The organism is Acinetobacter piscicola (genome assembly GCF_015218165.1).
Taxonomy (GTDB): Bacteria; Pseudomonadota; Gammaproteobacteria; order Pseudomonadales; family Moraxellaceae; genus Acinetobacter; species Acinetobacter piscicola_A.
The window spans coordinates 2,374,042-2,396,990 of record NZ_CP048659.1 but is presented as its reverse complement, the minus strand read 5'-3'; the positions used below and the strand labels follow the sequence as shown (position 1 = coordinate 2,396,990).

17 protein-coding genes are annotated in these 22,949 nt (G+C 38.1%); 15 read left to right on the top strand and 2 right to left on the bottom strand.

All coding sequences use genetic code 11. From position 1 onward, the window contains the following. Window positions 1-32: 32 nt before the first annotated feature. Window positions 33-596 carry an alkyl hydroperoxide reductase subunit C gene (gene ahpC / locus G0028_RS11795; RefSeq protein ID WP_130073220.1) on the bottom strand — a complete coding sequence of 188 codons (564 nt, stop codon included), beginning with the start codon at window positions 594-596 and terminating at the stop codon, window positions 33-35. Window positions 597-935: 339 nt separating this feature from the next. Here ahpC and G0028_RS11790 point away from each other — a divergent pair, with 339 nt between their 5' ends. The 14 genes from G0028_RS11790 to pstB all read left to right on the top strand — a co-directional run bounded on the left by G0028_RS11790 (window position 936) and on the right by pstB (window position 17,653). Then, window positions 936-1,379, top strand: coding sequence for a hypothetical protein (locus G0028_RS11790; protein ID WP_174492436.1), 444 nt, complete (start codon window positions 936-938; stop codon window positions 1,377-1,379). Next, window positions 1,369-1,818: a hypothetical protein gene (locus G0028_RS11785; RefSeq protein WP_180045667.1), complete on the top strand. Its 450-nt coding sequence runs from the start codon at window positions 1,369-1,371 to the stop codon at window positions 1,816-1,818. Before G0028_RS11790 ends, G0028_RS11785 begins: the two co-directional genes overlap by 11 nt. A 10-nt stretch (window positions 1,819-1,828) precedes the next feature. Next, a complete protein-coding gene (locus G0028_RS11780) occupies window positions 1,829-2,254 on the top strand; it encodes a hypothetical protein (protein WP_180045668.1) in 426 nt (141 codons plus the stop codon). Window positions 2,255-2,370: 116 nt separating this feature from the next. Next, window positions 2,371-6,192 carry an ATP-dependent RNA helicase HrpA gene (hrpA, locus tag G0028_RS11775; RefSeq protein WP_218946304.1) on the top strand — a complete coding sequence of 1,274 codons (3,822 nt, stop codon included), beginning with the start codon at window positions 2,371-2,373 and terminating at the stop codon, window positions 6,190-6,192. A 47-nt stretch (window positions 6,193-6,239) separates the two neighbouring features. After that, entirely contained in the window at window positions 6,240-7,355 is a 1,116-nt protein-coding gene (locus tag G0028_RS11770) for a beta-ketoacyl-ACP synthase III (protein ID WP_130073225.1), read from the top strand. Between the two features lie 210 nt (window positions 7,356-7,565). Then, complete coding sequence (locus G0028_RS11765; protein ID WP_180045670.1) at window positions 7,566-8,339, top strand: lysophospholipid acyltransferase family protein; 774 nt, start codon at window positions 7,566-7,568, stop codon at window positions 8,337-8,339. A 91-nt stretch (window positions 8,340-8,430) separates the two neighbouring features. After that, window positions 8,431-8,829, top strand: coding sequence for a GFA family protein (locus G0028_RS11760; RefSeq protein WP_180045671.1), 399 nt, complete (start codon window positions 8,431-8,433; stop codon window positions 8,827-8,829). A 190-nt stretch (window positions 8,830-9,019) separates the two neighbouring features. Continuing rightward, a complete protein-coding gene (locus G0028_RS11755; protein ID WP_218946302.1) occupies window positions 9,020-10,498 on the top strand; it encodes an OmpA family protein in 1,479 nt (492 codons plus the stop codon). Between the two features lie 115 nt (window positions 10,499-10,613). Continuing rightward, a complete protein-coding gene (locus G0028_RS11750) occupies window positions 10,614-11,393 on the top strand; it encodes a Rossmann-like and DUF2520 domain-containing protein (protein WP_130073344.1) in 780 nt (259 codons plus the stop codon). Between the two features lie 79 nt (window positions 11,394-11,472). Next, window positions 11,473-12,261: a fatty acid desaturase family protein gene (locus tag G0028_RS11745; protein ID WP_130073228.1), complete on the top strand. Its 789-nt coding sequence runs from the start codon at window positions 11,473-11,475 to the stop codon at window positions 12,259-12,261. 567 nt (window positions 12,262-12,828) lie between these two features. Next, window positions 12,829-13,854, top strand: coding sequence for a substrate-binding domain-containing protein (locus G0028_RS11740; RefSeq protein WP_130073229.1), 1,026 nt, complete (start codon window positions 12,829-12,831; stop codon window positions 13,852-13,854). Window positions 13,855-13,954: 100 nt separating this feature from the next. After that, window positions 13,955-15,334 carry a phosphate ABC transporter permease subunit PstC gene (pstC, locus tag G0028_RS11735; protein ID WP_130073230.1) on the top strand — a complete coding sequence of 460 codons (1,380 nt, stop codon included), beginning with the start codon at window positions 13,955-13,957 and terminating at the stop codon, window positions 15,332-15,334. Then, window positions 15,331-16,725 (top strand): phosphate ABC transporter permease PstA, encoded by a 1,395-nt coding sequence (pstA, locus tag G0028_RS11730; RefSeq protein ID WP_180045672.1) that lies wholly within the window; start codon window positions 15,331-15,333, stop codon window positions 16,723-16,725. Before pstC ends, pstA begins: the two co-directional genes overlap by 4 nt. Before the next feature lie 13 nt (window positions 16,726-16,738). Then, window positions 16,739-17,653 carry a phosphate ABC transporter ATP-binding protein PstB gene (gene pstB / locus G0028_RS11725; protein ID WP_130073232.1) on the top strand — a complete coding sequence of 305 codons (915 nt, stop codon included), beginning with the start codon at window positions 16,739-16,741 and terminating at the stop codon, window positions 17,651-17,653. Window positions 17,654-17,739: 86 nt separating this feature from the next. Here pstB and G0028_RS11720 read toward each other — a convergent pair whose 3' ends face one another. Then, a complete protein-coding gene (locus G0028_RS11720; RefSeq protein ID WP_180045673.1) occupies window positions 17,740-20,385 on the bottom strand; it encodes a Lon protease family protein in 2,646 nt (881 codons plus the stop codon). Between the two features lie 182 nt (window positions 20,386-20,567). On the opposite strand from G0028_RS11720, the gene G0028_RS11715 reads away from it, so the two are divergent. Next, a complete protein-coding gene (locus tag G0028_RS11715) occupies window positions 20,568-22,739 on the top strand; it encodes an AmpG family muropeptide MFS transporter (RefSeq protein ID WP_373687880.1) in 2,172 nt (723 codons plus the stop codon). The last annotated feature ends 210 nt before the right edge of the window (window positions 22,740-22,949 follow it).

The window sequence follows — 22,949 nt, the reverse complement described above, 5'->3', positions numbered from 1 at the left end:
TGGTTTTTTGAATCGGTATGATCTAATAAAAATTAGATTTTACCAACTAAGTCGATTGAAGGAGCAAGAGTTGCTTCGCCTTCTTTCCATTTAGCAGGACATACTTCACCTGGGTGAGCATGTACGTATTGAGCAGCTTTAACTTTACGAAGAAGTTCAGAAGCATCACGACCAATACCACCAGCATTGATTTCGATGATTTGGATTTTTCCTTCTGGATCGATAACGAAAGTACCACGATCAGCAAGACCATCAGCTTCGATTAATACTTCGAAGTTTTTAGCAAGTGTCCAAGTCGGATCGCCAACCATTACGTATTGAATTTTTTTGATTTCTTCAGAAGAATCATGCCAAGCTTTATGCGTGAAGTGAGTGTCAGTAGAAACTGAGTAGATTTCAACACCTAATTTTTGGAATTCAGCATAGTTGTCAGCAAGGTCGCCAAGTTCAGTTGGGCAAACGAAAGTGAAGTCTGCTGGATAGAAGAAAACTACAGACCATTTACCTTTAAGATCAGCTTCTGTAACTTCGATGAATTGACCGTTTTGGAACGCTTGTGCTTTAAATGGTTTAACTTCAGTATTAATTAAGCTCATCATTATCTCCATGATTGAAGTGAGTATCTAATTTATGGAATTAGCATAAAGTATATTTCTTTATTGGGGAAATAGTATTTTTTTATGGTTAATATCGGAAAAAACGAATTAACCAAGCACTAGAACTATTTCTTCAAAAGATCATTTTGTTCATACAAAACTATTTTCAATACTGATTAATATATTAAAAATATGTTAATTGAATGACAAAACAATCGAATTAAATATCTCAATAACATGCAGCCAGTGACAGCACTTTTCAAGGGGATGGTTGCAAAAAAGAAATAAAAAATATTTTAGTGTATATATTTTATTCAGATAAGATGCTCATGGTTTGGCATGAAATTGTATAAAATGATCATTGATCAAAGTATTCGCATTGTTGCTGTATTGGCTTTGCTGATCGCAGCATTATGTATGTTGGGAGGAAACAGTACATTCTGTCTGTATGAATATATGGGGCAGAATACCGTTTGGTCATTGGACGAATTGAATGGGGGCATCAGCAAAGATCCGAATATATTTGATATGAGCGCCATGACGGCATTGATTTTCTTGATCCCCTTACTGTGGTCTTATCATCGGGGATGGTATCTGTTGTTTTTTGTCACACTGATTCTTCTGCAAACGATTTTCCTGAGTAGTATGATCGATTCACCTTCAGTCTTTGGCTTGGTCTATGACAGTATTGTGTATTGTCAAAATTATTGGCTGTTGGCGTGGGTGATTGGAGAATTACTCTTTTTTATTTTAAGTTTAGTGTTTGTTTTTCATGAATTTTAAAAATACAAACATATTTGAAATTAATACCTATAAAATCATCATTTTAGTTTTCTTATATTTGGCTAGTTATTGTGCTTTGCAAGTTGAAGATGCGGGTCTGTGTGTCATGAGCTTTTATGAAGAAGGTATTTTGACCCACTTTCATGAAATTCAAGGTTCTGAAATTGATGATGCTGCAGTTTTTGGTGCTGCGGGACTGTTGGGTTTGATCTTTTCTCCTTTATATTTTTTCAGACTTTCTCGTCCGTGGTTCATTAGATTATTGACTACATTGTGCCTGTTGCAATTCTTTTGTTTAAGTATGGTGGTGATTCCACTCAATCTCATTATTCATGACAGTATAAAATATTGTGACAATGTTTGGTTGCTTGAATGTCTAATTTGTCAATTGATTTTTATGATTTTAAATTTGATATATATCAATATTTCAGCGTATTGAGAATAGAGCAATGACTGCGAAAAAATATCATTTTCTTGCTATTTCTATATTGATGATTGCTTCACTGAGTACCTTTGTCGCATTTGTTTATGATAACGCTTTTTGTGTAACAGGTTATGGTGTTGAAGGCGTAACCTATTTTCGTCAACTGAATGGCTTTACATCAGATGAGCCTTTACTTTTTGTTTTTGCAGGAATCATCGGACTATTTTTTGCTATTTTTCTCGGTTTTACTCAAACTAAAATTTGGTTTTTGGTCATCAATGTGTTCTTACTCGTGTGCCTTGCAATGCCAATGAATATGTTTTTTACAGCACCTTTTTATCAAGTGATGTATGACAGTATTTTTCTTTGCGGTCATTTTATTTTAGCTGTGACTACTGTGCTTTTTTATCTGTATTGGCTTTTTGTAGCTCTCTATTTATTTAAAATCTGAAAGCAAATTCAATTCATCTTTTATTCAAAACGCTTACAGCGTAAAATGTTTCGTTCAAAATTTATCTTTAGGAAAATCTATCTGTGCCAAATCAGTTTAATGTCGATCAATTGGTCATGGTTCGGGATCGTCATCGTTTAAGTCGGCTGAAAAAAGGCAAAGAGGCGAATCCTGAAAAATTTCAAGAATTATTTGAAAAATCTAATCAGCAAGTCAAAAAACGACTGGCGAGTTTACCGACGATTAAACTGAATCAGGATTTGCCTGTTACACAATATGCAGACAGATTGATCAAGGCGATTCAAAATAATCAAATCATCATTGTGGCAGGGGAAACGGGTTCAGGTAAAACCACTCAGCTCCCTCAGATTGCGATGCTCGCCGGGCGTGGCCTGACAGGTATGATTGGTCATACTCAACCGCGTCGACTAGCTGCACGAAGCGTGTCACAACGTATTGCAGAAGAAGTCGGGCAAAAGCTTGGTGAATCGATTTCTTTTAAAGTCCGTTTTAATGAACAAGGCTCGAATGATTCAATCGTTCGTTTGATGACGGATGGGATTTTGTTGGCTGAACTGTCCAATGACCGTTATTTAAATAAATATGACACCATTATTATTGATGAAGCACATGAGCGTTCGCTCAATATTGACTTCATCATGGGCTATTTAAAAACGATTGTAAAAAAACGCCCTGATCTAAAAATTATCATTACCTCTGCAACTTTGGACGTCAATCGTTTTAGTCAGTATTTTAATGATGCACCGATTTTTGAAGTTGAAGGGCGTAGTTTTCCTGTAGAAGTCCGTTATCGTCCAATTTCAGAAATGACAATCGGCGGTAGTGATGATGATGACTTTGATGATTTTGAAGAAAATCTACCGCGTGCGGTGGTCAGTGCGGTAGAAGAATGTTTTCATGATGCGGAAAGTAAAGGGCATCCTGAACATGCCGATATTCTAATATTTGCCAGTACAGAACAAGAAATCCGGGAATTACAGGAAACTTTACAAAAGTATGGTCCTAAACATACTCAAATTTTGCCCTTGTATGCACGTCTAGCACTGGCAGAACAACAAAAAATCTTTAATCCATCAGGTGGTGGACGTCGAATTATTATCGCCACCAACGTTGCAGAAACGGCTTTAACTGTTCCCAATATTCGCTATGTGATTGATAGCGGGTTTGCCCGTATTTCACGTTATAACTACCGTTCTCGTGTGCAACGCTTGCCGATTGAAGCAATTTCTCAAGCTGCTGCCAATCAACGTAAAGGGCGTTGTGGTCGTATTGCACCGGGCGTGTGTATTCGTTTATATAGCGAGGAAGACTTCCAAAGTCGTCCTGAATTTACTGAGCCTGAAATTAAACGAACCAATTTGGCATCGGTGATTTTACAGATGCAAAGTTTAGGGCTTGGTTCAGTTGAATCTTTTGATTTTATTGAGCCGCCTGACCATCGTTTAGTGAATGATGGTCGTAAGCTTTTGATTGAGTTGGGGGCTTATAACGAACAAAAAGATGATTTGACCAAAATTGGTTTGCAAATGGCGAAAATGCCAATTGACCCACGTCTTGCTCGGATGATTTTAGGTGGTGCGCATTTTGGGGTATTGAATGAAGTCCTCATTATCGTTGCCGCCCTTGCTGTACAAGATCCAAGAGAACGTCCTGCTGATAAGCAAATGCAAGCGGATCAAAAGCATGCCTTATTTAAAGAAGCGGATTCAGACTTTTTATTCTATATCAAATTATGGAATACATTGGCTGAGAACCGTGAAAATTTAAGTGAAAATAAGCGTCGTAATTTCGCAAAACAGCATTTTTTAAGTTGGTTGCGTCTGCGTGAATGGAAGAAAACCCATGAGCAATTACTCGATTTAGCACAAGGGTTAAAATTGTCTTTCAATGAAAAGAAAGCCAGTTATGAGAATTTACATCGTGCGTTGCTGACCGGGTTATTGTCTTTTATTGCCAATAAAACCGATGAACGTAATACATTTATGGCAGTACGTCAGCAAAAAGCACGTATTTTCCCTGCATCAACTTTACATAAGACCAATACCCCATGGGTGATGGCATTTGAAATGGTTGAAACCTCACAAGTTTATCTGCGAACTTTGGCAAAAATTGAGCCAGAATGGATCTTGCTGGCTGCACCGAATTTGCTAAAACATCATTACTTTGAACCACATTGGGCAAAAAAACCGGGTGTGGTGAATGCTTATGATCAAATTTCACTGTTTGGTTTAATCATTGAACCAAAACGTGCCACCAACTATGAAAAGGTGGATCAGCCTGCGGCACATGAAATTTTCTTACGTGATGCTTTGACCACAGGAAATTTGGGTACGACACCGCCATTCTTAAAACACAATTTACTGAAACTTGAAGAAGTTGAACGCGTTGAAGACAAATTGCGTCGCCGTGATTTGGTGGTGGATGAAGAGACCATTTATCAATTTTATGCTTCTAAAGTACCTGCTGAAATTGCCAGTCGACGTAGTTTTGAAGATTGGCGTGCAACAGTAGAGCCAAAAAATCCACGTTATTTGTTTGTCGATGATGATGATTTGTGGATGAATGATCGTCCAACGACGCAACAGTTTCCAGACTACTTGCATAATGGTCAGTTACGTTTAGCAGCCAGTTACCGTTTTGATCCAAGTCATGATGAAGATGGGGCGACAGTCAAAATTCCTGTACAAGCCTTGCCACAAGTCGATGAAAATATTTGGTCGTGGGGAATTCCGGGATGGCGTCAGGATTTAATCGAAGCCTTATTAAAAGCTTTGCCTAAAGATAAACGCCGTAACTTGGTGCCGATTCCTGATACAGCAAAAAAATTGATGCAAGCGGTAGATGCACAGCATTTACGTGAGCATATTTTCGACTTTTTAGCATTTCAATTGCGTGGCGAGCAAATTATTGCCAAAGATTTTTCGTTTGAACGTATTGATCAATACCTGATTCCATTCATTAAAGTCATTGATGAAAAAGGCAAATTGATTGAAAAAGGACGTGATCTTGACGAGTTGAAAGCACGTTGTCGCACTGAAACCCATAGTCCTGTCAAACAGTTGAAAGGTGAGTTTAAAACGTTTCCTGAGCAGTTTGTGTTTGAAGCCTCGCAAAAAGTCACAGGCGTGGTGGTGAAGCAGTATCAGGCATTGGTGGCAACCAAAGTATTTGCCCAACTTGATTCTAAAGATGAGTCGGGTGTGGTGATTCAAACCTTTAATGATCAGGATGAAGCGATTAAACAACATCGTGAGGGTGTAATTCGCCTGATTCATATGCAATTGGGTGATTTGATTCGTCAGTTGAAAAAGCAAATTTCCAAACCTTTAGCGCTTGCCTATTCCCCACTGGGTGATCGCGCTCAGCTTGAGCAAATGTTGGTCTATGCAACCTTACAAATGAGTATTGAAAAGTTACCCATTAATGCAGAAGAATTTACGACATTAACAGCAGATGTGAAAAAGTCATTTTTAAGTCATGGTCAGGAAGCATTGAAACTGATCAGTGACATTTATATTCAGTGGCAACAGATTCGTCAGCAGTTGCTGATGCTGGATCAGGATGTATTTGGCAAAAATATGGATGATATTGAAGATCAACTCGATTTGATGAGTTTGGCGAATTTTGTCTATACAAAATCAGCTGACATTTGGCAAGAATATCCACGTTATTTAAAAGCATTGTTATTGCGTTTGGATCGTTTGCCGAATAATCTTAGTCGAGATGATGCTGCAATCAAAGAAGTTGATCCGTGGATGGATAAATTGTTTAAGTTTAAACAGGATCCACGTGTTAAAGATGTGTATTTTATGGTGGAAGAGTTACGGATTTCTTTATTCTCTCAACCGATGAAAACCAAGATGCCAATTTCAGCAACTCGTATACAAAAAGTATGGGAAAAGCTTGGAATCAGTTAGAATAGAAATAATTTGAAATATTTGTGAATTTAGAAAAGGAGTTTTCCATGGGCATCCGTATTACAGGAACAGGCTTGTATCATCCCGAGGAAATCATTACCAATGAAGAATTGGTTGAAAGCTTAAATGCTTATGTAGAACAATTTAACAGTGAAAATGCTGAAAAAATTGAAGCAGGCGAAGTCGTTGCACGTCGCGGTTCGAGTGCAGAATTTATTGAAAAAGCATCAGGTGTCAAACGCCGTTATGTGATTGAGAAATCAGGTGTGTTGGATATTAATCGTTTACGTCCACGTTTGGAAGAACGTTCAGAAGATGAGCTTTCTATTCAGGCAGAATGGGGCGTGATTGCAGCCAAGCAAGCGATGGAAAATGCGGGTGTGACGGCTGAAGATATCGATGTGGTAATTTTAGCATGTTCAAATTTACAACGTGCATATCCTGCGGTTGCAATTGAAATCCAAACTGCGCTGGGTATTCAAGGCTATGCTTATGATATGAATGTTGCATGTTCTGCGGCAACTTTTGGTTTAAAACAAGCCTATGATGCAGTGAAAACAGGTGCGCGCCGTGTGTTGTTGGTCAATGTAGAAATTACTTCAGGTCATACGGACTATCGTTCACGTGATTGTCACTTTATTTTTGGTGATGTGGCAACAGCGTCGATCATTGAAGACACTGAAACTAAGACAGGTTTTGAAATTGTGGATACGCACTTATTCACGCAATTTTCAAACAATATCCGCAATAACTTTGGTTTCCTGAATGGTTCAGAACTGACCTCTCGTGATGATAAACAATTCCGTCAGGATGGTCGTAAAGTCTTTAAAGAAGTTTGCCCATTGGTTGCGAAAATCATTTCTACTCAATTGGAAAAGAACAGCATTCAGCCTGAAAATGTGAAGCGTTTCTGGTTGCATCAAGCCAATGCCAATATGAATGAATTGATTTTAAAACTGATTGTGGGTAAACAAGTGGCGGAAGCTGATCCTGATTTAGTGCCAATTATTTTGGATGAATTTGCCAATACATCTTCTGCAGGTGTGATCATTGCGTTGCATCGGACTGCAGATCAGGTCAATGATGGTGAATATGGCGTACTGTGTTCATTTGGTGCGGGTTATTCGGTAGGTTCGATTCTTGTGCAAAAGCATGTGGTTTGATTTATTCATAACAGATCTTGCGTGAATACTTATACGTAATTGTTATGAAATATAGATTAAAAGTCCCTTCTCCTTGGGGATGAGGACTGAAAGTCAGCAAGAGGATGAGGGAGCTTGATTTAATTAAAACCTCTCCCTAGCCCTCTCCTAAAAGGAGAGGGGACTTCTGGTATAAATATGGAATTATTGAAGTTTTTGTAGGGATACAGTATGGTAAAAAAACAATTAGAAATTAAACATAATTCCAAATTATTACGTGCAATCAGTGCATTGCAACGTTTTTATTTTCGTCCCACTTTTTTAGGCGCAGAAAATCTCAATCCTCAAAAACCTGCCATGTATGTGGGAAACCATACCATTTATGGCGTGCTAGATTCTCCGATTCTCATCGACTATTTATATAATGAACATAAAATTGCCATTGTCAGTTTGGCAGATCATATGCATTTTCATATTCCAATTTGGAAAGGAATGGTTAAGCGAGTCGGAGGGATAGACGGAACTCGAGAATTTGCTAGACAGGCGATGCAACAAGGCTATTCTATTTTGGTTTTTCCTGGTGGTGGTCGTGAAGTCATTAAACGAAAAGGCGAAGCTTATCAACTCATTTGGAAACAACGCTATGGCTTTTTAAAACTGGCGCAGGAATTTGGCTATGACATTGCGCCATTTGTGGCTTTGGGTGGGGATGAAGTTTTTGAGCTGGGTTTTGATGTCAACGTATTGCTTAGACAAAAATGGTTTAATAAAATTTTATCCAATCCTAAAATAGGTTCATTTTTGAGAAATGGCGAGGTGATTCCTTCGATTCCAAGGCATATTATCCCCAAACGAATTCCATTTTATTTTAAATTTATGCCACGTTTAAGTATTGATCAGATTGAAACGATGGAAGATATGATTCAGTTTCGTGATGATTTACAGCAACTGATTTATGCTGAAATTGAAGCTTTAAAAGTGTATCGAGAAAGTGATTGTAAATAAATAATCAAAATTTTCTCTATGGATCATACTTTCATTTACATCAATGTGAGCTAATCTAGTTTGAATCCAAATAAATTAAAATGATGAAATTATGTATACAGCTTCATGTCTCTGTGGCGGAATTCAACTTAAAATTAATACAGAAATTCCTCAAGTGTTCGTTTGTCATTGCGGGCAATGTCAAAAAGCACAAGGTTCAGCTTTTGTTGCCATTGCACCCATTGAAACTAAATACTTAGAAATTTTACAGAGGCAAGCATTATTTTCAGAATATTTTGCTACTGAGAATAAAAAACGCGTGTTTTGTAAAGTATGTGGCTCACCTTTATTTAGTGTGCGTTTAGATTTACCAGAGCTCGTTCGTTTAAGAGTTGGAATCATCAATGAACCATTAAGTGCACATATTGCATCACATGCTTTTACTGACTATAAAGCTGTATGGTTTGAGATTTTAGATGAGGCTAAAAAATTCCACGAAGGGCTCAATTGAAAATGAAAAGAAGAAGACGTTGTTAGGGGGAATTTGTTTTGTTTCTAGTGAGGGAATACGCCATTCGATATTTATATAAGTTTAAGGAAAATAACAAAACTTAAAGAAAATGATGGTTTTTTAAGCGCATACTCATGTAGGTTATAAAAAATTTACATAACAAATAAAATCTCATGTGAGGAGTATAGAAATGGATCTGATTTCATTATTGAAAGAAAGAGTGACCCCGATCGTATTAAAAGGTGAAACAACATATTTAACAGAAAAAAGTACAGCATTGGCTGAGTTTTTTCCTTTTTTGTTAGCGATTTTAAAAGCAAATCCTAATTTAATTTCTGCCCTTCAAAATAATTTAAATCCGAGATTAGCTGATTTATTTCATACACAAAGTACGTTGAAGGAGCAGTATGTAGAGAGCGTGGGTCAACACGTCCCTCATCATGACATTGAAAATGTTTTAAATCGGTCAATTCCAGCAACATTAAATGTATTAGAAGATGAAGCAGGCTCTCATGACCCTGTAGTGATACAGCATTTTTTAGAACAAAATTATGATGCAATTTCTACTGGTTTAGCCCCTTGGGCGCGAGGGATTTTAGCCGCTTTAGGGCTAGGTACTTTAGCTGCAACAGCAAATACCACATCACAGGCTGTTCCTCCAGTTACACCAACACCTGTTGTGGAGGAAAAGAAAAAATCAAGCTTCTGGCCAGCATTAATTGCTTTATTAATTCTATTGTTTCTGGCTTTTTGGTTATTACGTAGTTGTAAGACAGAAGAGCCAACACCTGTTACCAATAGCACAATGACAAGTTCTAGTCAGCAACCTGCATATTTCCAAATCTCAACAGACCAAGCAGGTGCATTAGTCACATGTCAGGCAAAAATCGGTGATGCAAAGTATATTGATATTTTACAAAAAGAAGTCAAACAAATTTTTAGCCATCAAAATGGTTGTGGCGTAGATTCAAGTAATAATTTTAATGCAGCTTTAGTGGATCAGAATGCTTTAGTGAGTGTATTAAAGTTGTTGAAAGGTGTACCAAATGTCAATTTGGTGTGGACAGGAAATCAAATCAGTTTACAAGGTGCAGATACTGCGAGTTTAAAAGCGTTAGCAGATAAAATCACACCGTTGGTTAAAGATGTGCAAGTCGTTGTGGGTGAAGCAGCAAGTTTAGATGAGGGTGCGGCGGTGACAAGCAGCATTGACAAAGCGAAAGCGGCTTTGAGCAATATTGACCCAAATCAAGTTCGTCCCTTAGATATTGCGACTGCATTAAACTTACAGATCATTAACTTTGCGACAGCATCTGCTGAGATTCCTGATGTGAATAAGTCAGTATTAGACCAAGCCGCAGCATTAATGAATAAAGTACCGAATGTACAATTGGTTGTAAAAGGCTATACCGACTCGACAGGAAATGCCGAAGCCAATAAAGCATTATCACAAAAACGAGCGAAATCGGTTGTAGATTATTTGGTTGCAAAAGGTGTAGACCCAAGTAAATTACAAGCGCAAGGTTTTGGACAAGACCAACCTGTCGCAGATAATGCAACCAAAGAAGGGCAATTTAAAAATCGCCGCATTGAGTTTGAAGTGATTAATACTGAAACAGGTACAGTGCGTGAAGTAGATAACAACGGGGTTGAAGAAAAAACGCAATAATCGGCAATAGCATTAAAACGGGCGATTTAGGTCGCTCGTTTTTATTTGCTTTCATTTTAGATTATCTTGAAAATATGCAGCTAGAAATAAAGTCTAAAATTGAGAAATTGACATGATGCGTATAAGTTTTATTGGTTCGGGGCGAGTTGCAACCCATTTGGCACAGGCTTTTGCTCGGCAGTATCAAATCGTACAAATTTTTAGTACTCATTTTGAAAATGCACAAAAACTTGCCAGTCTTGTGCAAGCAGAAGCAATCCATCATCTTCAAGAGTTTCAAGATAATATAGACTTATGTGTCATTGCTGTAAGTGATCAAGCCATTGCGCAGGTGATACAGCAGCTTAAACCTTATTTAAAAAATACACTGGTTGTACATAGTTCTGGAAGTACACATTTAAAAGTATTGGCTGACCATTATGAGAATGTAGGCGTATTTTATCCTTTACAAACCTTCAGTTTTGAACGTGAAATTGACTGGGAAAATACCCCTTTATTTATTGAAGCACAGGCAGCAGCGAGTCAACAAAAACTAGAAATATTAGCAAATAGCCTAAGTAATAGAGTTTATCTCTATTCTTCAGAGCAGCGTTTGAGTTTACATTTAGCTGCTGTATTTGCTTGTAATTTTAGCAATGCATGTTATGACATGGCAAAACAAGTTCTTGATGCTCAACAGGTAGATTTTAGTTTATTGTCTCCTTTGATTTTAGAAACCGCTCAAAAAGCTGTTCAAAATGAACCTAGATTGATGCAAACAGGTCCTGCCATGCGTGGAGACCATGTGATTTTGAATATGCATGAAGCAATGTTAGCTGCTTCACAACAACCTTATTTGACTCATATTTACCGTATGTTAAGTGAGCAAATTATGAGTCGACAAAAAATAGAATAGTCTGAAAGAATATTTGAGCTTGCAATGAAGATTTGTTCATTTTATAGTCACCTAATTCTCTTTATAAAAATTTATAAAAATGAATGATCAGCAATATTTATTAAAAGTCGTGCAATGGAAAGATTTAGTACATTTACGAACAAGAGACGTTATTTCTGAATTATTGATTTCAATACCTTGGTTATGTGCATCTTTGGCTTTTGCGTATTTGGCTTGGTATCCATTGGCATTATTGTGTTCATTTATGTTTTTTTTAACAGGCTTACGTCAAGTGCATAATGCTTTTCATTTTGCGCTTGGAATAAGCCGAGAAAAAACACATTGGGTGATGTGGATACTAAGTATTGTCATGTTAGGTTCAATGCATGCTGTGCAAATTAATCATTTACGTCATCACCAATTTTGTATGCAAGATGAAGATGTTGAAGCCAAAAGTGCACGTATGAAATGGTGGCAAGCATTTTTATTTGGGCCATTTTTTCCAATTATGTTACATAAAAAGGCATTTGCTGTTGGGACAAAAACACAAAGAAAATGGATGAGTGCTGAACTTTTAGCAAATATTATTTTAGTGATTGCGGTGTTTTTTATTTTAGATGTCACCATTTTGAAATATCACGTTGTTGCAATGTTGATTGGGCAATGTATGACAGCATTTTTTGCAGTGTGGACGGTGCATCATGATACTGAAGATCATATTTATATGGCACGAACTGTGAGAAATGAATTTAAGCGAGTTGTGACGTACAACATGTTTTATCATGTTGAGCATCATTTATTTCCTGCTGTACCCACTCGGCATTTACATGTTTTGGCAAAGCGTTTGGATGCTTATGATCCCAATGTGGAAATTAGAGAAGTTTTTTAGTGATCACAATAGAATAAATCTTAAAAGCACATGGCTTGAAAATGAAAATATAGGAACAGGTTTTAAGTCATGCTGCTGAATTTATATCATTTTTTGAGAAAGCCGATGGCTTTAAATTCCCTTTTCTTCGAGATGCAAAGGAAAATCTAAAAAGGCATTGAGTCGTTTTTTCAAATTAATAGAAGCTCTTTTAATATCATTGCCTATGTTTCATATTAGATTTTAAGATTTTGATGTAATTGATCCCATAATCATCTAAAAGTGCTAAAAGATATGTTGTATTGCATCCTATTTACTATTAGTTTGACTTAGATCATCATGACGCTTTCATGAAGGGTTACAATTCAAATCAAAAAATATGAGAAAAATAAATATTGAGTAAAATGTCTTTACACATTGAATTTTAAAGAATTTTAATTAAATCAAAAACAAGTCATTAATTATCATAAAAGCGTCATAAAGCTGTAACTTATTTGTCATATTTTAAAATCAAAATGCAGTTATCCAAAAAGTACGCCATTGTGGAATTTAAGTACTTATAATTGCAATTAAGAAAGAGAGAAAAGAATGCGCTTAAATCATATCGCAATTGCTTTAGCAGTTTCAGGGGCAGCAGTAGCATCTACAACACACGCAGCTCGTGATACGATTCAAATTGCTGGTTCTTCAACAGTACTTCCATACGCAAGTATTGTTGCTGAAGAATTTGGTAATACATTCCCACAGTTTAAAGCACCTGTTGTTGGTTCTGGTGGTTCATCTGCTGGTTTAAAACAATTCTGTTCGGGTGTGGGCGACAATACGATTGATATCGCAAACGCTTCTCGTAAAATTAAAGACACTGAAATTGCTGCATGTAAGAAAGCAGGCGTAAATCAAATTTTAGAAATCAAAATTGGTTATGATGGTATCGTATTTGCTTCAAATTCACATAAAGCAGCTTACAAATTACGTCCACAACATGTATTTGCAGCTTTAGCAGCTGAATTACCTTCAAATGGTAAAATGGTACCAAACCCATATACACGTTGGAATCAAATTGACAAAGCGCTACCAAATGAGCCAATTACTTTAGTCATCCCTGCATCAAATCACGGTACACGTGAAGTATTCCAAGAAAAAATGGTGGATGCTGGTTGTGAAACTTATCAGGCGTTCAAAAACTTAGATAAAGATGCATTAAAGAAAACATGTTCTAATTTCCGTAAAGATGGAAAAGTGATTGAAATTTCTGGTGATTACACTGAAACATTAGCACGTTTAAAAACATCTCCAAGTGCTGTGGGTGTATTTGGTTTAGGTTTCTATGATCAAAACCGTGACAAATTACGTGTTGCAACAGTAAATAATGTTTCTCCATCTGAGCAAACAATTCTTAATGGTTCATACCCAGTATCTCGCCCATTATTCTTCTATGTGAAGGGTGAACACTTGAAATCAATCAAAGGCTTACCACAGTTTGCTGAGTTCTTCTTAAGCAAGAAAGTATCAGGTAAAGGGTCTAAGTTAGAAAGAGCAGGTCTAATTTCTATGTCTGATGCTGAGCGTGCAAAAGTGCTTGCAGCATTTAAAGCAGGTAAGGGTGTTAAGTAATTTTTAAAGATGAAAAGGCTAATGGTAGGAAACTGCCATTAGCGTTTTTTGCTAAGCAGTGTTTTTTCAAGTATGACATTGAGAAAACGGTGGAGAATGCATGAATCTGCTACTTATTGGCGTGTTATTGGCTCTCGTAGCAATCGCGTATCAAATTGGTTTAAGTAAAAGTCGAAACATCGCGGGTAAGGGGAAAAATTCAGCTACCTTACACTCACGTCCAGGCTACTATGGTGCATTGGTTGCATTATGGTGTGGTATCCCTGCATTTTTGATTTTAGTGGTATGGAATCTGGTTGAACCGAATCTATTAAAACAAATTATTTTAAATCATGTTCCTGCATCAATTGTTGCATCTTCAGATCATGCCAGTATTCAAGTTCTCGTTGAGCGTGTCAAAGCCATTGCTTCTGGTTTCGGGGTGAGTGATACACCAGCTGCATACGAAGTTGCGGCAGCTGCAGAATTAAAGAAAGTTCAAACGATTGGCGCGTTTGCCAAGTTTGCAGTGGTGATCTGTGCAGCATTGCTTGGTTTAGTTTGGGCAAAAAAACGTGTCGAAAAACAATACAGAGCACGTAACCAAGTTGAAAAAACGATTAATGTTGCATTAGCACTCTGTTCAGGTGTTGCGATTTTAACAACCGTTGGCATCGTGATGTCAATGTTTAGTGAAGCGATGCGTTTCTTCCAATTTGTGAGTCCTTTAGACTTTTTCTTAGGTACAGAGTGGAATCCTGGTTTTAGTACCTCAGGAAGTGCAGAAGGAAGTTATGGGCTATTACCACTGCTGTGGGGCACACTCATGGTTAGTATCGTGGCACTTCTTGTTGCTGTACCTGTGGGTTTAATGATTGCAATTTATTTAGCCGAATATGCCTCACCGCGCTTACGTGCGTGGGCAAAACCTGCAATTGAGATTTTGGCGGGTATTCCAACCATCGTATATGGCGTTTTTGCCTTAATGATCATTGGACCATTTTTTAAAATGGCAGGTGATCTGGTTGGACTGAATATTAATGCAACGAGTGCATTAACTGCAGGTTTTGTCATGGGCATCATGATTATTCCATTTGTTTCTTCATTATCGGATGACATTATTACCCAAGTACCAAGTGCTTTACGTGATGGTTCTTTGGGACTGGGTGCAACCAAATCTGAAACCATTCGCCGTGTGGTGATGCCTGCTGCATTGCCGGGTATCATTGGTGCATTCTTACTGGCTGCATCACGTGCAATTGGTGAAACTATGATCGTGGTACTTGCAGCTGGCAATAGTCCTTTATTGCATGTCAATCCGCTTGAAGCGGTTTCAACTGTGACGGTCACCATTGTTAATCAATTAACAGGGGATACAGACTTCGCAAGTCCACAAGCATTGGTGGCATTTGCTTTAGGTTTGACCCTCTTTGTCATTACCTTAGGGTTAAATATTGTTGCACTTTATATTGTGCGTAAATACCGTGAGCAATACGAATGAGTACATCAAATACATCTCCAGTGGATCAAAATGTATTTGATCCTCGTGTGGCAGAAGAATTACGTCAAAAACGTAAAGCAAAAATTGAAAAATCGTTGGCATCACGTCATCGTACTGAAAAATCATTTCGATTTTTTGGTTTAGCGTCAGTGATCATTGGTCTTGCATTTGTTGTATTACTCTTTGGTAGTATTTTAGCCAAAGGTCTACCTGCATTTTGGCAAGCAAGTGTGAATATTCCTGTTTATTTTGATCCAAAAATAATTGATGTAGGACCACCGCCGACCCAATCTCAAAATGAATCTCCTGCACAGTTTCAAGAACGTTTTGTTGATTGGCAAACTAAAATGGGCATGGTGGATTGGGATGCATTACTTGTAAATGGCATGATTGCAAAAGATCCAAAGCTGGCAGCACATCGTGATGAATTGGGCAGTATTTACACCAGTTCTGAAGCTTATCGTTTACGTGATATGGTGATGCAAGATCCTGCATTGATTGGTCAAAAGAAAGATGTCAAAGTCTTGGCTGATGCCAATGTAGATGTCTGGCTTGCAGGCAATATTGATCGTAATTTACCAGATGATCAGCAACAATTAAGCCCTGAAGTACGTAAGTTAGCCGATTCGATGAGTGCATCAGGTGATATAGATCGTACCTTTAATATGCAGTTATTCACCAACCCAGATTCACGTAGTTCACCTGCAACAGCAGGTTTAGCGGGCGCATTCATGGGCTCATTGTTCATGATGTTGATTGTGATTTTTATCTCAATACCTATTGGGGTAGCATCTGCGATTTACCTTGAAGAATTTGCTAAACAAAACTGGTTAACCGATGTTATTGAAGTGAATATCAATAACTTGGCTGCTGTTCCTTCGATTGTCTTCGGTTTACTCGGCGCATCGATCTTTGTTAGTTGGATGCACATGCCAATTTCTGCACCATTGGTTGGTGGTTTGGTGTTAAGTTTAATGACTTTACCAACCGTTATTATTACCACACGTGCATCATTAAAAGCAGTTCCACCTTCGATTCGTCAGGCAGCTTTAGGTTTGGGTGCATCACGTGTACAAACTATTTTCCATCATGTTTTACCCTTGGCTTTACCAGGTATTTTAACGGGTGCGATTATTGGTGTGGCACAAGCACTCGGTGAAACTGCACCATTATTGTTGATTGGCATGAGCGCATTTGTTGCCAATATTCCTGCAACACCTTTAGATCAATCAACAGCTTTACCTGTACAAATCTTTTTATGGCAAGGCAATGAACTGCGTAACTTCTTTGAAGGGCGTACAGCGGCTGCCATTATTGTTTTACTTGCCTTAATGATTTTACTGAATAGTCTTGCAATTTGGTTGCGTAAGAAGTTTGAAGTACGCTGGTAATTGAGAACAAACTATGAGTATTCTAGATATTAAAAATTCCTTAGAAAAGGATCCGTCAGTGAATCAAGATCACACACAATATACATCTCAACAAACTGAGCAAAAACGTCCAACGACTTCGTTCGTTTCACAATTTGACTCAAATAGCAGCTCTAAAAAAGAACCAGCGACAACTGTAAAAATCAGTGCTGAAGATACCCATGTTTATTATGGTGATTTTGAAGCAATTAAAGGAATTGACTTAAAAATCTATGAGAATGAAGTCATTGCATTTATTGGACCATCAGGTTGTGGTAAATCAACATTCTTACGTACACTTAATCGTATGAATGACACCATTGATGGTTGCCGTGTTACGGGTAAAGTGACCTTAGATAATCAAGATATCTATGATCCAAACCTTGATGTGGTGCTACTTCGTGCACAAGTTGGGATGGTTTTCCAAAAACCAAACCCATTCCCAAAATCAATTTTTGACAATGTCGCATATGGTCCAAAACTGCATGGTTTGGCACGTGACAAATACGATATGGAAGAAATTGTTGAAAATAGTTTGCGTAAAGCAGGTCTATGGGATGAAGTAAAAGATCGTTTAAACCAACCAGGTACAGGTTTATCAGGTGGTCAGCAACAACGTTTGTGTATTGCACGTACCATTGCGGTGAGTCCTGAAGTGATTTTGATGGATGAACCATGTTCTGCACTAGATCCAATTGCAACGGCAAAAGTGGAAGAGTTAATTTCTGAGTTGTCTAATCAATATACCATTGCAATCGTGACTCACTCGATGCAACAAGCTGCACGTGTATCTGACCGTACAGCATATTTCCATTTGGGTGATTTGATTGAAGTCAACTCAACTGAAAAAGTATTTACGCAACCAGATCATCAATTAACAGAAGCTTATATTACAGGTCGTTTTGGTTAATCATGTCGTTTTAGAATTGACTAAATTAATAAAAAAGCCCCTGCATTGATCAGGGGCTTTGTTTATGGACTTAACTTTATGACTTTTTAGTCTGCTTCTGCTTGCGTCATAGTATTTGCTTCAGCCATCACTTCATCCTTGCTTTCAATAGATGATTCAACGGCTTTTTTCTTGGCAGATTTTTCTTTATTTTTCTTCTTTTTTTTGTTCTTTTTCTTTGGCTCTTCCTCGATTTCGACACCATCTTCAAGTGCTTGCCAATATTCAAGTTGAGCCATTACTGCTGCATAAATCGAGCCTTTGCTATAACGACCTTTTTTATCGAGTGTGCCGACAGGGCGTGCCATTAAAATTTCTAAGGCTTGGTCAATGGTATCAATCGCATGAATGTGAAATTGTCCTTGTGTCACGGCATCAATCACATCTTGTCTAAGCATTAAATGCTGCATGTTTTGACGAGGAATAATCACGCCTTGTTTGCCTGTGAAGCCTTGTAATTTACAAGCATCAAAGAAGCCTTCGATTTTGGCATTCACACCGCCAATTGGTTGTACTTGACCGAGTTGGTTCATTGAACCCGTAATCGCCCAAGATTGGTCAATCGGCAGTTGGCTGATCGCAGAAATGAGTGCAGATAATTCGGCAACCGTTGCACTATCACCATCCACTTGACCATAGCTTTGTTCAAAGGCAAGTGCAGCAGAGAAATGTAAAATTTGTTCACGACCAAAATGTGCTTTAAGGAAACTCGACATGAGTAACACACCTTTGGCATGGAGTGAACCACCGAGTTCTACACTGCGTTCGATGTCTAAAATATCTCCGCCGCCTTGATAGACTGAGGCAGTTAGGCGTGAAGGTAAGCCAAATTCAACATCGGCATATTGAATCACTGAAAGTGCATTGATTTGTCCTAAACGGTGACCTTTGGTTTCAATCAGTTGTGTCCCACGTGATAGATCTTGCCAATATAATTCTCTCAAATAGCCTAAGCGATATTGACGATGTTTTAATGCGGTATTGATATGCTGCGCTGTCACCATTTTTTCTTGTTGCTGTACAGCATGGTGATGTGATTCACGAATCAAATCACCTAAAGTTGAAGCATGTAGCGATAAGGAGCTTTGGTCTTCTGCTTGGCGGCTCGAATCTGTCAGTAGTGCAGATAAGGCAGAGCGGTCAAAAGGCAATAATTTATCTTGCTGAACATAATCAGCAATCAATTGCATATAGGCTTGTTCATTTTCATCATTGCGTTGCAACGTGTCTGTGAAATCAGCACGAATTTTAAATACACTGCCTAATTCGGGTTCTACTTCTAAAATCTCATAATAAATTTCAGGTTCAGCCATTAAAATAACTTTGAGATTCAGAGGAATAGATGCAGGCTCAATGGAAATACTCCCGGTTAACGTCAGCATATGCTCAAGCGATGAAAGTTTGAGTTGTCCAGATTTTAAAGCACGTTTTAAACCTTGCCATGCATAGGGTTGTTCAAGCAGCTGTTCTGCTTCAAGCATCAAAAAACCGCCATTGGCTTGGTGTAAAGTGCCAGGGCGAATCAAGGTGAAATCTGTAGTAATGGTGCCATTTTGCGTGAGTTGTTCTACATGACCCAATAAATTGTAATGGGTTGGGAAATCTTCAAAGATGACGGGTGCACCTGAATTGGCTTTATTGCTAATCACCACATTGGCTTGATAGCGGGCAGGTACTCGATTAAATAAAGAAGGAGAAAACTCAACACCTTCTTGGTCAATCACCGTTTCAACATTGTCGATGATATCTTGTGCGTACAGTTTTAAGTATTGTTCTAAACCTTGCACAGCCTCAAATTTATTTAAAATTTGTTCCATACGTGGAATGATGACTTGTTTAGCAATATCACGGTTGAGCTCAGACACTTGGTCGCGGGCATCATCTTCAAGGTCGCCAAGTTGTAAGCCTAGACGTTCCAGTTTTTTATCCATATAGCGAATATTGGCATTGATTTCTGAACGTTCTTTATTGCTGAGTGCATTCATGTCTTCTTGTGACATTTCTTGAATTTTGTCATCCACATAATGCACAGGTACAAACATATGCTCATCATGGCGATTGATGAGTTTTAAATCTAAAATTTCACCTTCTTTGGTGAGTTCAACCAAAGCTTGTTGTTGTTCATTGCCTGTAATTTGACGAATTTGTTCAATGCGATTGTGATAAGTTTCAGCACTAAAACGACGTTCAAGTTGTTTTAAAATGGTTTGCCAAGCTTGATGCAGCAACGTTTGGAATTTACTGCCTTGTCCTGCGGGAAAACAGAGGGCCAAAGGCTGACGTGCATTTTTAAAATTATTGACATAAACCCAGTCATCAGGGGTTGGCATGGTTTTGGCGTGTTGTTGAAGTAAACGCTTAATCATGGTGCGTTTACCTAAACCTGCTGTACCCACCGCAAAAATATTGTAGCCTGAATAAGGTAGGGCAATACCTGCTTCAACCGAAGCACGAGCGCGATCTTGACCTAAGAAATTATTTAGCGGTTTAATGCGTTTGGTGGAAAATGGAATATTGGAACTGTTGGGAATATGCGTCAGCTGTTCAGGTTTTAAGGCTGTTTTCGTCAAGGTATTTTGAATTTCCGTCTGGTCAAAGACTGAAGTTAAAGTGGATTCGATTTGTTTTGAATGATTTGTTGTGGTTACAGTTGAAACAGTGGTTGAACTTAATTGGTCGTGTCTTTGGGTCACAGGTGAAATCCAAAACTAAATAGAAGTTGAAAGCTTTAAGGTATACAGGTTTACCCTAAAAGATCAAGCATTGATGTTGTAAATAACAACAAATTTGCAGCTTGGTTTCATAAAAGTGATTGAAACCATTTGCATTAAGCGGTTGAATAGCATTATTTCATTTTGCAGAAAATAACAACCGAATGTCTACGCAAAACTCAGCTCAATTGCCTGAGCAAAAAACAGGCTGGAAATCTGCTTTCCAAGCATTTTTAGATCGCCGTGCTTTGATCATGTTGTTCCTTGGTTTTTCAGCAGGGATACCGATTCTACTGATCTTTTCAAGTTTGTCTTTGTGGTTAGGTGAAGCAGGCATTGATAAAAGTGCGGTGACTTTTTTTAGTTGGGCTGCTCTCGGCTATTCATTTAAATTTGTGTGGGCACCCTTAATTGATGAAATTCCACTGCCTATACTGACCAAAAAATTAGGACGTAGACGTGCTTGGTTGTTAATGGCACAAATCCTGATTATTTGTGCGATTTGTATTATGGCGTTTTCTGACCCTGCGCTTGGACAGAGCTATTTATATCAGATGGCAGCAGGTGCGGTTTTACTCGGTTTTTCTGCAGCAACACAAGATATTGTGATTGATGCTTATCGTATTGAGCTGGCTGAAACAGAAATGCAAACAGTTTTGGCATCTACTTATAATGCAGGTTATCGCATCGGGATGATTATTGCTGGTGCGGGCGCATTATTTTTAGCAGCTAAACTGGGCACAGCCAAAGGTAATTATATTTATGAGGCGTGGAAATATACCTATTTAGCCATGGCTGCTGTGATGTGTGTAGGGATTGTGACCACATTAAGCATACGTGAACCGCAGGTGAATCGTGTACATAAAGATTATCAGCGTACAGATTATTTCCGTTTGGTTGCTGTTTTTTTTGTGGCGGTCAGTAGTTTTGTAGCCAGTTACATTTTATCAGGTTGGTTTACATCTGCTTTAATTGAACAATTCACCATTAAAGACAGTTTCTTATTATTTGCGGTGGAAGCAATCCGTTTCATTGGTTCAGGTGCAGTTGCTGTTTTTGCCGCCTATCTATTGATTCAGTTGGGCGCTGTGAACAAGCAAATGGCACATGAAACATGGGTGAATCCAATTGCAGACTTCTTTAAGCGTTATGGGGTCAAACTTGCATTAGTTTTATTGTTATTGATTGGTTTTTATCGTATTTCTGACATCATTGCAGGTGTTATTTCGAATGTGTATTACCAAGATTTAAACTTTACGAAAGAACAAATTGCTGAAGCAGTTAAAATTTATGGCGTGATCTTTAGTTTGGTTGGTGGTTTTTTAGGTGGTTTGCTTGCTCAACGTATGAATATCATGAAATTGATGTTTGTCGGCGCCGTACTTGCGAGCTCAACCAATTTGATTTTTATTGGTTTAGTCAAATCAGGCAAACCGATGGATCAAGTGACTGTGCAAGTGGGGCAGCAACAATTTCAAGCCACACCTGATGAAGTCGGGTATTGGAAAGTTCAAGTGCCGAGTCAAGCTTTAGCTGCAGCATCTGAGTTAAAAATTAGTTCACATTATCAAGACCAATCAGAACGTGTTCATGTGACGATGCCCTATTTACAGGATAATGGCACAGCACAAATTCAACTATTGCCGATCAGCAGCGATAACACGCTCTCGCAGGTTGAGTTAAAGCAAAATATTGTCGTTAAAGGACAATTACTTGGTGTAGATGCGGCAGGTTTAGTGGATGAACAACCCATTACTTTAAAACTGGATACGCAAGAATTCCCTGCAAAATTAGACAAAGATGGGGTCTTTACAGGTTCAATTGACGCGCAAACTTTGCAAAACTCTCCGACTAAAACCATTACAGCTTCAGTGAATTTTAAACAGGCAAGTGAACCGCTTAGTACACAAACAGGTTATAAAATTGCTGAGACACAAGGTACTTTAGCGATGGATGTCAATCCTATTCAAGCAGTCAAAGTAAATGGTGATGATAGCGTTGAAATTAAAGGGAAGCTGATTGAACCGTATAGCTCAGGTTGGTTATATTTTGCAATTATTGTGGATAATATGGCATCAGGTTTGGCAGGTGCAGCATTTATCGCTTTCCTTTCTAGTTTGACCAGTGTTTCATTTACAGCAGTGCAATATGCGATTTTTAGCTCGTTAATGACTTTAACACCGAAAATTTTAGGCGGGTATTCAGGGACGATCGTGAGTAATATTGGTTATCCAAAATTTTTCTTGATGACCACATTTATTGGTATTCCGATCTTAATTTTGGTGGTTTGGGTGGCGAAGCTGTTAAAAGAGCATCAACAGTCACATCATTCCTAACATATGCATTTTAGTCACTAAGTTATTTTTATTTTAATGATGAGCTCATTTTATCCGATGATGAAATGAGCTTTTTTATGTGCAGATGATGAGGATAGGGCAACTCACTTTTTCATGCTTAATAAATAGCAAATAGGTGTGTATTCTCATCGTACTCTAAGGCTATAAATTGAAATTTTAGTCAGTTTTGCCTATATTGATCTGAATGAT